Source organism: Actinophytocola sp., from assembly GCF_035634895.1.
Lineage (GTDB): Bacteria > Actinomycetota > Actinomycetes > Mycobacteriales > Pseudonocardiaceae > Actinophytocola.
This window is the reverse complement of record NZ_DASQCC010000174.1, coordinates 1-13,954: the sequence shown is the minus strand read 5'-3', so window position 1 is coordinate 13,954 and position 13,954 is coordinate 1. Positions and strand designations below refer to the sequence as shown.

Annotated in this window: 12 protein-coding genes and 2 pseudogenes; 4 read left to right on the top strand and 10 right to left on the bottom strand. The window is 70.1% G+C overall.

The window, feature by feature from the left end:
* Window positions 1-36: 36 nt before the first annotated feature.
* Window positions 37-1,002: a YafY family protein gene (locus VET29_RS26095; RefSeq protein WP_324925056.1), complete on the bottom strand. Its 966-nt coding sequence runs from the start codon at window positions 1,000-1,002 to the stop codon at window positions 37-39.
* Window positions 999-1,970, bottom strand: a complete 972-nt coding sequence (locus tag VET29_RS26090; protein ID WP_324925055.1) for a WYL domain-containing protein — start codon at window positions 1,968-1,970, stop codon at window positions 999-1,001. Before VET29_RS26090 ends, VET29_RS26095 begins: the two co-directional genes overlap by 4 nt.
* 113 nt (window positions 1,971-2,083) lie before the next feature.
* Between VET29_RS26090 and VET29_RS26085 the strand changes: the two genes are divergently transcribed.
* The 3 genes from VET29_RS26085 (at window position 2,084) to VET29_RS26075 (ending at window position 4,336) form a co-directional block, all read left to right on the top strand.
* Complete coding sequence (locus VET29_RS26085; protein ID WP_324925054.1) at window positions 2,084-2,695, top strand: TetR/AcrR family transcriptional regulator; 612 nt, start codon at window positions 2,084-2,086, stop codon at window positions 2,693-2,695.
* 229 nt (window positions 2,696-2,924) lie between these two features.
* Window positions 2,925-3,647, top strand: a complete 723-nt coding sequence (locus VET29_RS26080) for a FadR/GntR family transcriptional regulator (RefSeq protein ID WP_324925052.1) — start codon at window positions 2,925-2,927, stop codon at window positions 3,645-3,647.
* Window positions 3,644-4,336, top strand: a complete 693-nt coding sequence (locus VET29_RS26075) for a sterol desaturase family protein (RefSeq protein WP_324925050.1) — start codon at window positions 3,644-3,646, stop codon at window positions 4,334-4,336. The genes VET29_RS26080 and VET29_RS26075 overlap by 4 nt, the downstream gene beginning before the upstream one ends.
* On the opposite strand, the gene VET29_RS26070 is transcribed toward VET29_RS26075, so the two are convergent.
* Window positions 4,333-5,019: a TetR/AcrR family transcriptional regulator gene (locus tag VET29_RS26070; RefSeq protein WP_324925048.1), complete on the bottom strand. Its 687-nt coding sequence runs from the start codon at window positions 5,017-5,019 to the stop codon at window positions 4,333-4,335. The two genes, VET29_RS26075 and VET29_RS26070, sit on opposite strands and share 4 nt — an antisense overlap.
* An 85-nt stretch (window positions 5,020-5,104) precedes the next feature.
* Between VET29_RS26070 and VET29_RS26065 the strand changes: the two genes are divergently transcribed.
* Window positions 5,105-7,258, top strand: a complete 2,154-nt coding sequence (locus VET29_RS26065) for an MMPL family transporter (protein ID WP_324925046.1) — start codon at window positions 5,105-5,107, stop codon at window positions 7,256-7,258.
* Between the two features lie 427 nt (window positions 7,259-7,685).
* Here VET29_RS26065 and VET29_RS26060 read toward each other — a convergent pair whose 3' ends face one another.
* The 7 genes and pseudogenes from VET29_RS26060 to VET29_RS26030 form a co-directional block, all read right to left on the bottom strand.
* Window positions 7,686-8,393 carry a helix-turn-helix domain-containing protein gene (locus VET29_RS26060; RefSeq protein ID WP_324925057.1) on the bottom strand — a complete coding sequence of 236 codons (708 nt, stop codon included), beginning with the start codon at window positions 8,391-8,393 and terminating at the stop codon, window positions 7,686-7,688.
* A 219-nt stretch (window positions 8,394-8,612) separates the two neighbouring features.
* Window positions 8,613-9,971, bottom strand: a complete 1,359-nt coding sequence (gene pafA / locus VET29_RS26055) for a Pup--protein ligase (RefSeq protein WP_324925044.1) — start codon at window positions 9,969-9,971, stop codon at window positions 8,613-8,615.
* 80 nt (window positions 9,972-10,051) lie between these two features.
* Window positions 10,052-10,819 (bottom strand): proteasome subunit alpha, encoded by a 768-nt coding sequence (prcA, locus tag VET29_RS26050; protein WP_324925042.1) that lies wholly within the window; start codon window positions 10,817-10,819, stop codon window positions 10,052-10,054.
* Between the two features lie 34 nt (window positions 10,820-10,853).
* The gene (gene prcB / locus VET29_RS26045; RefSeq protein ID WP_324925041.1) at window positions 10,854-11,735 is read right to left on the bottom strand and encodes a proteasome subunit beta; all 882 of its coding nucleotides are present in this window, start codon (window positions 11,733-11,735) and stop codon (window positions 10,854-10,856) included.
* A 33-nt stretch (window positions 11,736-11,768) separates the two neighbouring features.
* A pseudogene (locus tag VET29_RS26040) lies at window positions 11,769-11,966 on the bottom strand (ubiquitin-like protein Pup); the annotation flags it as partial.
* Window positions 11,967-12,111: 145 nt separating this feature from the next.
* Window positions 12,112-13,620: a depupylase/deamidase Dop gene (gene dop / locus VET29_RS26035; protein WP_324925037.1), complete on the bottom strand. Its 1,509-nt coding sequence runs from the start codon at window positions 13,618-13,620 to the stop codon at window positions 12,112-12,114.
* Between the two features lie 18 nt (window positions 13,621-13,638).
* Window positions 13,639-13,954 (bottom strand): annotated as a pseudogene (locus VET29_RS26030) (aldo/keto reductase); the annotation flags it as partial.

Below are 13,954 nucleotides of genomic sequence, written 5' to 3'. Positions count from 1 at the left end.
GCCCCGCCCGAGCCGAACCAGCCACCCAAGCCAAGCTCACCGATAACGAGCCAACGCCCCCACCGCCCGCTCCCGCAGTGCGTCCACCAACTCCCCCGGCCCCTCAACCACCACATCCCCACCAAGCCCCAACAACAACCGCACCATCCACGACGAGTCCGCATACCGCATCCAGACCCGCACCCGCCCCTCGTCCAGCTCGGCGACCTCCTCCATCGGGTAGTACTCCGACACCCACCGCGAATCGGGCATGAGCACCAGCTGCGCCACCGGCTGCTCCGGTTTCGGCCGGAACAGTCCGGCCGTCGTGTCCGTCTGCTCCGCGTACGGCGGCGGCGCCGCGGGCTCGTCGAGCACCGTCACGTCGTCGATCCGGTCCAGCCGGAACAGCCGCACCCCCTCCGCGCGACGGCACCACGCCTCCAGATACCCACGGCCCTCGACGATCAGCATCCGCATGGGATCGACCGTCCGCTCGGTGATCTCGTCCTTCGAGGCCGTGTAGTACATCATTCTCAACGCCCGCTTCGAGCGCAGCGCGGACTGCACCACCTCCCGCGCGTGAGCGGTGGTCTTGCCCTCGCGCACGCCGAGACCCACCGCGACCCCCGCCGGTTGGGCCTGTCCCGCCGCCGCCTCGATCTTGGCGACCGCGCGGCGGATGGCGTCCGCGTCGGCGACCCCCGGGGCGTCCAGCAGCGTGCGCAGCGCCACCAACAATGCCGTCGCCTCCGAGCCGGTCAGGCGCAGCGGCCGGCTCATGCCCGCGTCGAAGTTGACCGACACGGTGTCGCCCTCGAACGACAGGTCGATCAGGTCGCCGGGGCCGTAGCCCGGGAGCCCGCACATCCACAACAGCTCCAGGTCCTTGCGAAGCTGCTTGGCACTGACGCCGAAGTCGGCCGCCGCCTCGTCGACGGCGATGCCCGGGCGTGCGATGAGGTACGGCACCAGCGCCAGCAGCCTCGGCAGCCGGTCCTGTGAGGTGTTGCCCGCGTTCACGTCGCCTCCGCCACGGCCAGCAGCCGCTCGTGCACGGCCTTGCGCAGCACGTCCGGCTCGAGCACGACCGCGTCCGGGCCGTAGCCCGCGATCCAGCTCGCCGCCGAGTCGGTGTGCACGACCTCCAGTTCGACCTCGTCGCCCAGCTCGCCGTCGAGCTCGCGCTCGCCGACGACCGTCGCGCGCCTGCGCAGGCCCGCGGCCCGCTGTTTGGCGAGCCACAGCCGCACGGTCGCCAAATCGCTCGGTTCGCTGCTCGTGCTGGCGACGAACTTCAGCAGGTCGACCTCCGGTGGGCGGCGCACGGTGCCCGGTCTGCCGAGCAGCCGCACGTCACCGACGATGCGGGACAGGCGGAAGCACCGCGGCGCGTCACGGTCGCGGTCGTGCCCGACGACGTACCAGCGGCCGCGCCATGAGACGACGCCCCAGGGTTCGAGGGTGCGGCCGCGTAACTCGGCCGGCGACGGCCGGCGGTAGTCGAAGCCGACGGCCTGGCCGGCCTGCACGGCGGCGAGCAGCGGCCCGAACGCCGGCTCGGTCGTGCGGACCTTCGGCTCGACGACGGCCGGCACGCCCTGGTCGACGTCCACTCCCGCGGCACGCAGCTTGAGCAGCGCGCCGTGCGCCGCACCGGTCAGCTCCGGGGAGTCCCACAGCCGGACGGCGAGCGCGACGGCGGCGGCCTCGTCGGGCTCCAGCTCGATGTCGCCGAGCTCGTAGTCACGCCGGGCGATGCGGTAGCCGTCGACCTTGTCGAACGACCAGTTCCGCCCGACCTCCAGTGGGATGCCCAGCTCACGCAGCTCGGTCTTGTCCCGTTCGAACATGCGGAAGAACGCGTCGTCATTGGGCGCGTCGGCATAGCCGGGAACAATCTTGCGAATGCTCTCGGCAGGCAGGTACTGGCGCGTGGACAGGAGGCACAGCACCAGGTTCACGAGTCTTTCGGCGCGGACGACGGACACGTTTCGAACTCTAGCCCGACTGGGTTGGGGGAGTCCCGTTGGCGCGCCAGGTATGCGAGCGAATGGTCCATTGACATTTCGTTACGCGCCGGGACGTAACTAGAGTGCGGCGCATGGAGCGGACCGGACGACCCCGTGACCCCACCATCGACGGCGCCGTGCTCGACGCCACCGCGGACGTGTTGTCGCAGGTCGGGTACGCGCGGCTGACGCTGGAGGAGGTGGCACGGCGGGCCGGGACGACGAAGCCGTCCATCTATCGGCGGTGGCGGAGCCGGCCGGAGCTCGTGCTGGCGGCGCTCGTGCGGCGGCTCGACGCGGGGTCGATTAGGGCGCCGGAGAGCGGGTGCGTGGTGTGCGATCTCGTCGCGGGGGTCGAGGTGTTCGTGACCGCGTTCCGTCGGACGCCGCCCGGGGTGCTGGGGGCGTTGTTCGCGGAATGCGGCGGGGAGTTACGTGAGGAGTTCATGAGCACGCTGTTCGAGCCGGCGCGGCGAGTGGTCGGGGAGGTGGTGGAGCGAGCCGAGGGGCGTGGCGACCTGCGCGAGGGCCTCGACCGCGACGTGGTCGTGGATCTGCTGGGATCGTTCGTGCACTACCGGGCGCTGTTCGGACATGCGTCGATGGACGCCTCGGAGGTGGTGGTCACCCTGCTGCGCGGGATGGTCGCGGACCCGACGCGCTTCGCTCGCAGGAAGCACCGGCACGACCTGAGCTTGAGCTGAGCCCAGAAAACACGCCCTGACCAGCGCAAACGCGATTTCGCAAGTTCCAGCCCCAGAATGGAGACCAGGCAGCCCCCACCCGATCCCGGGGGCCACCCCGCTGCCCATTCTACCGGGAGGGGGTGATGGGGACGGCGTTGTCGATCTTGATTGTGGATAACTGGGGCGCCTGTGGATAATACTGGTATGACCAATTGACCTCTACTGGGGTTTGCGGTTACCTCTTGTCATGGCACTGCAACCCGTTGCCCGGCGCTCGGTGCCGGATGAAGTCTTCGACCAGATCATCGACGACGTTGTGAGTGGTGAGTTCGCGCCCGGGGAGTCGTTGCCCAGTGAGCGCAAGCTCGCCGAGGTGCTCGGGGTGTCGAGACCCGCCGTCCGCGAAGCTCTTCAGCGGGTCGCGCAGGCCGGACTCGTCGAGGTGCGTCAGGGTGATGCCACCACGGTCAGGGACTATCGCCGGCATGCCAGCCTCGACCTGCTCCCCCGCCTCCTGCTGCCCCGTGGCGAGCTCGAACCGGACGTCGCGCGCAGCGTGCTCGAGGCTCGGCTGCTGATCGGGCCCAAGGTCGCCGCGCTCGCCGCCGAGCGGGCCGGTGCCCGGCTCGGCAACGCGCTCCGCGAAACCGTCGACGGGCTCGAGGTCGACCAGGATCCCGTGGTGCGCCAGCGGCACGCGCTCGTCTTCTGGGACCACATCGTCGACGGCGCCGACTCCATCGTGTTCCGCTTGATGTTCAACAGTTTGCGCGCCTCCTACGAACCCGCCATCGCCGTGCTCGCGACCGTCATGGAGGCCGAGGTCGGGCAGATCGAGACCTACCGGGCCCTCACCGGCGCCATCGTCGCGGGGGACTCCGCCGGCGCCCGGCGGGCCGCCGAGGATCTCCTCACCCCCGCCACCGAGGCTCTTCTCGCCGCCATCCGCAAGCTGGAGGAGATGCCGTGACCGAAGACGTCGACAGGTTGGCCAGGGAGCGGCTCAGGGCCGACGAGGCCAAACGCAGGTCGATCGGCCTCGGCGAGGCCGCCAAGGGATTCTGGTGGCATCCCTCGCCCTGGTTGATCGCGGCCTTCCTCGTCGGCGTCGGGACAGCGCGGATCCTCGCCGGGGACTGGCGAGGATCCGACGTGTGGACGCCCCTGGCGATGCTCGCCGTGTTCCCGTTCTTCGAGTGGGTCGTGCACGTCTGCGTCCTGCACTGGCGGCCCCGGCGGGTCGGGCCGCTGACCATCGATCCCCTGCTGTCCCGCAAACACCGTGCCCATCACGTCGATCCGCGCGACGTGCCGCTCGTCTTCATCCCGTGGCAGACGCACCTCTGGCTGCTACCGGGCCTTCTCGCGATCGGGCTGCTGCTCTTCCCACGCATCGCGCTCGGGCTCACCTTCATGACCGTGGTCGGGCTGCTCGGGCTCGGCTACGAGTGGACGCACTACCTCATCCACAGCGACTACCGGCCCCGTTCACGCCTCTACCGCGCGGTCTGGCGCAACCACCGCCTGCACCACTACAAGAACGAGCACTACTGGTTCACCGTCACCACCTCGGGGACCGCCGACCGGGTGCTCGGCACCCATCCGGACCCACGCCAGGTAGAGAAGTCCCCCACCGCACGGGCTCTCCACGGCGGCTAGGGCCGGGTCATCAGCTCCGTCGCCAGCAGGTCCTCGATCTCCGGGGAGAAACCGGCGCCGCCCAAACCGTGCACGAGGACGAGCATGCTCCGCACGATCATCCCGTCGCGCATGTCCTCCGGTATCTCGCGTAGCGGGCCGTCCAGCAGCGTGGCCAGACCGTGGATGATCGCCCACGAGGCCAGTTCGGTCATCGGGCGGCGTTCTCGGCTCAGGTAGCCGACCCGGACCAGCTCGTCGATGGCCTCGATCAGCATCGTGAACGGGCCGACACCGTCTTCCCTCGCCGGCGGGGACAGCACGGGGCCGTCGGGTGAGAAGACGGTACGGAACAGGCCGGGCTCGGCACGCGCGAACGCCAGGTAGCCGCGACCCAGCGCACCCAACCGCGCCAGCGCGTCGTGCACCTCGTCACCCGTGGACGTCGGCCGGGCGTCGACCTCGGTGTGCATCGCCCTCGTCAGCTCCTCGACCGCGCGCTCCTTCGCCGCGCCGAGCAGCTCCTCGTGGCCGCCGAAGTGCCGGTACGCGGCCGTCGGCGTCACCCCGACCTCTCGCGCGGCCGCGCGGATGGTCACCGATTGCGGGCCACCCTTCGCCGCCAGCTCCGCGGCCGCCGTGATCAGCGCGTTGCGCAGGTCGCCGTGGTGATAGCCCTGCTTGCCCCCAGCCGAGGATTTCATGAGAACGATGTTGACACCAGCCAACATCGCATGGCAAGTTAACGGGCAACAAGTTTACGGGTGCACACATTGAAGGAGGGGCGAGATGTTCGGACGGATCGGGCGGTTCGCCGCAACGCACGCACGAGGCGTTCTGGCGGTAACACTGCTGGTCATGCTGGGCGCCGGCGCGCTGGGCTTCACCGCGTTCGGCAAGCTGCGGGCCGACGGCGGGTTCGTCGACCCCAACGCCGAGTCGAGCAAGGCACAAGAACTGGTCGACCGCCAGTTCGGCGGCGACAGCGACGTCGTGTTCCTGCTCTCCCCCGCGTCGGGCACGGTCGACGACGCGGCCAACCGGCAGGCCGGCACCGCGCTGACGGACAGGCTGGCGAGCGACCGCGGCCTCACCGACGTCGTCTCGTACTTCACGACCAAGGCCCCGCAACTGCGGGGCGACGACGGGCGGCACGCGCTCGTGGTCGCCAAGCTCACCGACACGGGGGATGTCGAGCAGCTGCGAGACGCCTACGCCACCGGGTCCGGCCCGCTCCAGGTCCGCGTCGGCGGGGCGGGCGCGGTCGGCGTCGACATCGGCGACCAGGTCGGGAGCGATCTCGCGCTGGCGGAGGCGATCGCGGTGCCGATCATCCTGTTGCTGCTGGTCGTCGTGTTCGGCAGCGTGCTCGCCGCCCTGCTGCCGCTGGCCATCGGCGCGTTCGCGGTGCTCGGCACGTTCGCCCTGCTGGCGATCCTCGGCTCGGTCACGGACGTGTCCGTGTTCGCGATCAACCTGACCACGGCGCTCGGACTCGGCCTCGCGATCGACTACGCGCTGCTGATGGTGTCCCGGTTCCGCGAGGAGCTGGAGAGCGGCCAGGACACGGTCGAGGCCGTCGCCCGCACGGTCGCGACGGCGGGCCGGACCATCGTGTTCAGCGCGTTGACGGTCGCGGTCGCGCTCGGGGTGCTGATGGTGTTCCCGCTGTTCTTCCTGCGCTCGTTCGCGTACGCCGGCATCGGCGTCGTGATCATCGCGATGGTCAGCGCGCTCGTGGTCCTGCCGGCGCTGCTCGCGCTGCTGGGCAGGCGGGTGAACTCGCTGCGGTTGCCGTGGCTCCGCAGGACGCCGGGCACGGCGTCGGCGGTGTGGGCGCGGATCGCGTCGGTGGTGCTGCGCCGGCCGGTGCTGACCGGCGCGCCGGTGGTGCTGCTGCTGATCGTGGCCGCGGTCCCGCTGCTGGGCGTGCGGTTCGGCACGCCGGACGACCGGGTCCTGACGACGACCGCGCAGACCAGGGCGGTCGGCGACGAGCTGCGTGCGGACTTCCCCGGTGACGACGCGAAGGTGTTGGACGTGGTGAGCACGTCACCCGTGGGCACGAACGTGGCCGGCGACTACGCGCTGGCGCTGTCGAAGGTGCCCGGGGTCCGGTCGGTGACCGCGAGCGTGGGCACCTTCGTCGAGGGCAGGGCCGAGGGACCGGGCAACGCGACGTACGCGTCGGAGACGGGGGTGCAGCGGCTGTCGGTGCTCAGCGCGTACGACCCACACTCGGCCGAGGGGCAGGACCTGGTAGCGGCGGTGCGTTCGGTGCACGGCCCGGATGCCGTGGTGGGGGGCGCCGCGGCACGGCTCGTGGACAGCAAGGACGCGATCGGCAGCCGGTTGCCGCTGGCGGCGGGGCTGATCGCGATCAGTACGTTCGTGTTGCTGTTCCTGTTCTCGGGGAGCGTGTGGCAGCCGGTGCGGTCGCTGCTGTTCAACGTGCTGGGCCTGTCGGCGACGCTGGGGGTGCTGGTGCTGATCTTCCAGGACGGGTGGCTGTCGTCGTGGCTCGGGTTCACGCCGATGCCGCTGGACACGGCGATGCTGGTGCTGCTGTTCTGCATCGTGTTCGGGCTGTCGATGGACTACGAGGTGTTCGTGCTGAGCCGGATCAAGGAGGCGCATGATCACGGTGCTTCGCTGGAGGAGGCGGTGAAGCATGGGCTGTCGCGAATCGGGCGGATCGTGACGATGGCGGCGATGCTGCTCGCGGTGAGCCTGCTGGCGTTCGGGACCAGCGGGGTGAGCTTCATCCAGATGTTCGGGATCGGGAGCGGGCTGGCGATTCTGGTGGACGCGACGCTGATTCGCGGGGTGCTGGTGCCGGTCGGGATGCGCGTGCTGGGACGGGCGGCATGGTGGTCGCCGCCGGCGCTGCGACGCATGCACGACAAGGTGGGGCTACGCGAGGAAGAGCCGGCGGCGGTGTAGCCGCTGCTGGGGTGGCCGCCGGTGTTGGTTACCGGCGGCCACCTCGGCGTTGCTGGGCCTTGAACGGCAACGGGCACGAAGTTCATGTGGAGGTACACAAAGGACCGACCCGCGACGAACAAGGAACGAACCGTCCACGCGGAGCCCGGCCGGCCACAGGTGCTCACGAACGGACCGTTCGTCACCAGCGGCGGACACGAAGGGATCGGCCGCGACGGTGCCGGCGAGCCATTCGCATGGCCACCAACGGGATGCGGGTCCGTTCGCGCGGGGTGAATCACGAAATGGGTTCTGGGCGGCCGCCGGCCCCCGGAATCCAGCCTATCGGGAGGCACCGACAGAAATGGCTTCTGTGGACAGTCGCTTGTGGATGGTTCGAGATTGTCGGTGGGCTCCGGTAGTGTGGAAACGGGGGCCGGAGGCCAAGTCAGCTCGTTGCGACCTTTTCGCGTACCTGCAGGGTTTCCGTCTCGCGTGGTAGGCCAAGGCGTGACAGGGCCGGCCAGGCGCTGTCGTTGACCGTGATTGCTCGGTGGGGGTCGCGGGTCAGCCAGCCGGCCGTCAGTGCGCGGTGGAGGATCGCGGCGGGGAGGGCGCCGGCCAGGTGGTCGCGGCGTTCTGTCCAGTCGAGGCAGTCGCGGAGCAGGGGGCGGCGGGTTTGCGGGAGCTCCACGCCCAGCTCGGCCAGGACGTTGCGGCCGTGTTGGGTTACCGCGAGGCCGTCGCGGGTGTTGAGGAGGCCTTCGGTCAGCATGGCGTCTCTCAGGGTTACGCCCAGGCGGCCGGCCAGGTGGTCGTAGCACGTTCTGGCTTGGGCCAGGCGCCTTGCGCGGATGCTCGCTCGGAGGCTTCTCGGCGGTTCCGGGCCCGCGTGGTTCGCCAGGCGTTCGATCAGTTCCGCTATGTCCGGGCCGGCCAGGCGGATGTAGCGATGCCTCCCCTGTTTGAGCGTTCGGACGAAGCCCGCGTCGGTCAGGGTTCGGACGTGTTCGCTTGCCGTTGACGGGGCTACGCGGGCGGCGTGGGCCAGCTCGGTCACGGTCCAGGCTCGGCCGTCGATCATCGCCAGGCACATCGTGGCTCGGCTGTTGTCGGCCAGGATGGCGGCTACCTCGGCTAGCTTCATGTTCTCGATGCTAGGCCGGGGACCTTTCGGCGGTCGCCGAAGCGTTGGACTGGCGGGCGGGGTGATCGAACCGCTGGGAAGCAGCATGAACCGGGCAGAGGTTCCAACGCCGGACACCGTGACAACCCGGCCTGCCCGCATCCCGCCGTGGCCCGGCAGCCCCTCGTGCCCGGCCGGTCCGCCCTTCGCGCCCGGCCGCCCGGGCTCAACGGCCCGGGGCAAGCACGCTCACAGCGAAGCGATCAACCGCTCCACCCGCTCGTCCACCGCGCGGAACGGGTCCTTGCACAGGACCGTCCGCTGCGCCTGGTCGTTCAACTTCAGATGCACCCAGTCCACCGTGAAGTCACGCCCAGCCTGCTGGGCGGCGGCGATGAAGTCACCACGCAGCTTGGCTCGCGTCGTCTGGGGCGGCGTGTCCTTGGCAGCCTCGATCTCGCCGTCCTCCGTCACGCGGGCGACCAGGTCCTTGCGTTGCAGGAGGTCGAAGATGCCGCGACCGCGCCTGATGTCGTGGTAGGCCAGGTCGAGCTGCGCGATGCGCGGGGACGACAGCTCCATGCTGTGCTTGGCCTGGTAACGCTCGACCAGCCGGTGCTTGATCGCCCAGTCGATCTCGCGGTCGATGCGGGACAGGTCCTGCGCCTCGACGGCGTCCAGGGTCCTTCCCCACAGCTCGATCACGCGCTCGGCCACCGGGTCGGGGCCGCGCTGGGCGACGTGTTCGGCCGCGCGGGAGAAGTACTCGCGCTGGATGTCCAACGCCGAGGCCTCGCGGCCGCCCGCCAAGCGGACCAGGCGGCGGCCGGTCAGGTCGTGGCTGATCTCGCGGATGGCACGGATCGGGTTGTCCAGGCTGAAGTCCCGGAACTGGACGCCGTCCTCGATCATCTCCAGGACCAGGTTCGCGCTGCCCACCTTCAGCAGCGTCGTGGCCTCGGCCATGTTCGAGTCGCCGACGATCACGTGCAGGCGGCGGTAGCGCTCGGCGTCCGCGTGCGGCTCGTCGCGGGTGTTGATGATCGGGCGGGACCGCGTCGTCGCGGACGACACGCCCTCCCAGATGTGCTCCGCGCGCTGGGACAGGCAGTACACGGCGCCGCGTGGGGTCTGGAGGACCTTGCCGGCGCCGCAGATCAGCTGGCGGGTCACCAGGAACGGCAGCAGCACGTCCGCGATCCGCGAGAACTCACCCGCGCGGGTGACCAGGTAGTTCTCGTGGCAGCCGTAGGAGTTGCCGGCGGAGTCGGTGTTGTTCTTGAACAGGAAGATGTCGCCGCCGATGCCCTCGTCGGCCAGCCGGCGTTCGGCGTCGACGAGCAGGTCCTCGAGGATCCGCTCCCCCGCCTTGTCGTGCGTGACCAGCTGTACGAGGTCGTCGCACTCCGCGGTGGCGTACTCGGGGTGTGAGCCCACGTCGAGGTACAGGCGAGAGCCGTTGCGCAGGAACACGTTCGAGGAACGGCCCCAGGACACCACCCGCCGGAACAGGTACCGCGCGACCTCGTCCGGGCTCAGCCTGCGCTGGCCGTGGAACGTACAGGTCACGCCGAACTCGGTTTCGATGCCGAAGATCCGCCGCTGCATCCCTTTAGCCTAGGCGTTTCTTGGCCACAGTTCGCGTGGCCGCCCGGAGGTGAGACAAACTAGTCATCGAAACCGTCCCGTCACGCTTGGTCAGTGTCGTTGGACTCGGCGTCAGAGGACTCCGAGGGCTCCCCGGTCGGCTCGGCCGGTTCGGACGGGAGCAGCGCCGTCAGGGCCGCGCCCTCGATTCGGCGGAACGCCCGCTTCGGCCGTGCCCGGTCGAGCACCGCGACCTCGAGCTTGAGCTTGGCGGCGCCGTTGTCGCCGTTGCTCGACGGGGAGCCCGCCGCGAGCGCGGCGGACGCGAAGCGCACCGCCGCCTCCAGCGACATGCCCTCCTCGTAGGTCTCCTTCATCTTGGTGGAGACCGGCTCGGTCTGGCCGCCCATGACCAGGTACGACGGCTCGTCCACGATCGAGCCGTCATAGGTGAGGCGGTAGAGCTGGTCCGTCTCCGGGGTCGCGCCCACCTCGGCGACGCACAGCTCGACCTCGTACGGCTTGAGCTGGTCGGCGAACACCGAGGCCAGCGTCTGGGCGTACACGTTGACCAGCAGGCGCGCCGACACGTCCCGCGGGTCGTTGGCCAGGCCCCACAGGTCGACGTGCCGGATGCCGCCGCGGCGCAGCCCGTCGTACTCGCTGAACCGGCCGGTCGCCGCGAACCCGATACGGGCGTAGATCTCGGAGACCTTGTGCAGCATCGCCGACGGGTTGTCGGCGACGAACAGCACGCCGCCCTCGTACTTGAGCGCCACCACACTGCGGCCCCTCGCGATGCCCTTGCGGGCATACTCCGAGCGGTCCCGCATCAACTGCTCGGGCGAGGCGTACAGCGGCATCGTCACGGTGGTGGCTCCTCTTTCGTACTGGTCGGGGGGGTCAGCCGCGTGGCTGGCTGGCGCGTGTGGTCACCACGGACTCGGTGACCTCGGCGACCTTGTCGTCGGAAAGGTGCACGGCGCCCTCGGCCGCCGTGATCGTGACGATCTGGGGGTAGATCCCGCGGGCGAGGTCGGGACCGCCGGTGGCCGAGTCGTCGTCCGCGGCGTCGTACAGTGCCTCGATCGTCATCCGGATGGCGGCGTCCTCGTCGCAGCCCGGGTCCCACAGCTTCTTCAGCGCCGAGCGCGCGAACAGCGAGCCCGAGCCGACGCCGTGGAAGCCGGCGCGCTCCTCGTACCGGCCGCCGACCACGTCGAACGACACGATCCGGCCCGCGCTCGCCGGGTCGGCCGCGTCGACGTCGTAGCCGATGAACAGCGGGATGGCCGCGAGGCCCTGCATGGCCGCGTCCAGGTTGCCCCGCACCATCGCGGACAGCTTGTTGGTCTTGGCGTCCAGCGACAGCGTGACGCCCTCGAGCTTCTCGTAGTGCGCCAGCTCGACCTGGTAGATCCGGACCATCTCGATGGCGAGACCGGCGGTGCCCGCGATGCCGACCGCGGAGTACGCGTCGGCGACGAACACCTTGTCCATGTCGCGCTGGGCGATGAGATTGCCCGAGGTCGCGCGCCGGTCACCGGCGATGAGCACGCCACCGTCGAACGTCACCGCGACGATCGTGGTGCCGTGGGGCGCCTGCTGCGCCAGGTCCGGCAGCTGCCGGGCACGTACGGGTTCGACGCCACCGAGCCCACCGCTGCCCGGGAGCAGGTGTGGTGCCTGCACCCGGAGGAAGTCCATGAACGAGGACGTCTCGGCCGTCATGTAGGCGGCCGGGAGCGATGCGCCGGGCATGGCGCGGAATGGAGTGTGTTCCATGCCTGCTTTCTGTCCGTTCGGTGGGGACAGCGGTTACTCGCCGCCTTTTTGCACGTACGCGCGCACGAAGTCCTCGGCGTTCTCCTCGAGCACGTCGTCGATCTCGTCCAAGATCGTGTCGACGTCCTCGCCGAGCTTCTCCCTGCGTTCCTGACCAGCGGGCGCGGCACCGTCGACGTCCTCGTCGCCGTCACCGCCGCCTTGCCGGTGAGTCTGTTCCTGAGCCATCTCGCCTCCCGTATCGGGGCTTGCCTACCCCAAGATTACCGACCGGCACCGACAATTTCGCGAACCGTCCAGCCGATGATCGTCAATCGGGACATTCGCTTGGAGCGAACTGTGTCGAACGGGCCGCTCTCAGTCCCCGCTCCAGGCATTACCTCCTCGGCCCACCCGTCAGCGCGTCGACCAGCTGCTCGGCCGTCTCAGAGGCCTCCAACAGCTCTCCGACGTGGTTCTTCGTGCCCCGGAGCGGCTCGAGGGTCGGGATGCGGACCAGCGACTCGCGCCCCAGGTCGAAGATGACCGAGTCCCAGGACGCCGCCGCGATCGCGTTCGGGTAGCGCTCCAGGCAGCGGCCGCGGAAGTACGCCCGGGTGTCCAGTGGCGGCGTGGTGATCGCGGCCTGCACCTCCTCCTCGGTCACCAGGCGCTTCATCGAGCCGCGGGCGACCAGGCGGTTGTACAGGCCGTTCGCCAGCCGGACGTCGGTGTACTGCAGGTCGACCAGGTGCAGGCGGGGCGCGTTCCAGGCCAGGCCGTCGCGGGCGCGGTAGCCCTCCAGCAGCCGCAGCTTGGCCGGCCAGTCGAGGCGGTCCGCGCACTCCATCGGGTCGCGGGACAGCGCGTCGAGCGTGTCGCCCCAGGTCTGCAGCACGTCCAGGGAGACCGCGTCCTGCTCGGTGCGGTCGATGTGGGAGGAGATGAGCTCGTGGTAGGCACGCTGGATGTCCAGGCCGGTGTACTTGCGGCCGTTGGACAGCTCGACGGTCACCTTGAGCGTCGGGTCGTGGCTGATCGTGTGCACCGCGCGGACCGGGTCGGCCAGCTTGAGCGCGTCGAACCGGACACCCGACTCGATCAGGTCCAGGACCAGGGCGGTCGTGCCGACCTTGAGGTACGTGGAGGTCTCGGCCAGGTTCGCGTCGCCGATGATCACGTGCAGGCGGCGGTACTTGTCGGCGTCGGCGTGCGGCTCGTCGCGGGTGTTGATGATGCCGCGCTTGAGCGTGGTCTCCAGGCCGACCTCGACCTCGATGTAGTCGGCGCGCTGGGACAGCTGGAAGCCCGACTCCTCGCCGGCGGGGCCGATGCCGACCCGGCCGGAGCCGACGACGACCTGCCGGGACGCGAAGAACGGCGTCAGGCCGGCGATGACCGAGGTGAACGGGGTGTTGCGGGCCATGAGGTAGTTCTCGTGGGTGCCGTAGCTGGCGCCCTTGCCGTCCACGTTGTTCTTGTACAGCTGCAGCCGCTGCTGGCCGGGCACGGTGGCGGCACGCATGGCCGCCTCCTCCATGACCCGCTCGCCGGCCTTGTCCCAGATCACGGCGTCGCGCGCGTTGGTGACCTCGGGCGCGGAGTACTCCGGGTGCGCGTGGTCGACGTAGAGGCGGGCGCCGTTGGTGAGGATGACGTTGGCCGCGCCGAGGTCCTCCACCTCCGGGTCGGACGGCGGCACACCCGGTGCGCCGAGGTCGAAGCCGCGCGCGTCGCGCAGCGGCGACTCGACCTCGTAGTCCCAGCGTGCCCGGCGGGCACGCGGGATGTCCGCGGCGGCCGCGTAGGCGAGCACGACCTGGGTTGAGGTCAGTACCGGGTTGGCGGTCGCGTCCCCTGGGACGGCGATGCCGTACTCCACCTCGGTACCCATGATCCGGCGCATGTTCCCCAGCCTACGGGCTCACGCCCACGCCAACCGCGACCGGTGCTGCCAGTACCGCGCGGGAGGTTCGGCCAGGTCCGGCAGGTCGATCTCGCCCACCTCGAGCCCCGCCAGGTTGCTCGCCAGCTGGTGGGTGCCCGCGGCGCCCGACAGGACCGTGTCCGCCCATGGCTGGGCCAGCACGGCGGCCAGGGAAACGGCGTCCGGACCGACGCCGAGCGAGCGGGCGAGGTCGGCGACCGGGGCCGGCGGGTCGACGGCCAGGCGTCCGTTGGCCAGGCCTTCCTTGACGAGCACGTGCGCGCCGGCCTCGTGAGCCTCCGCCAGCGCCGGG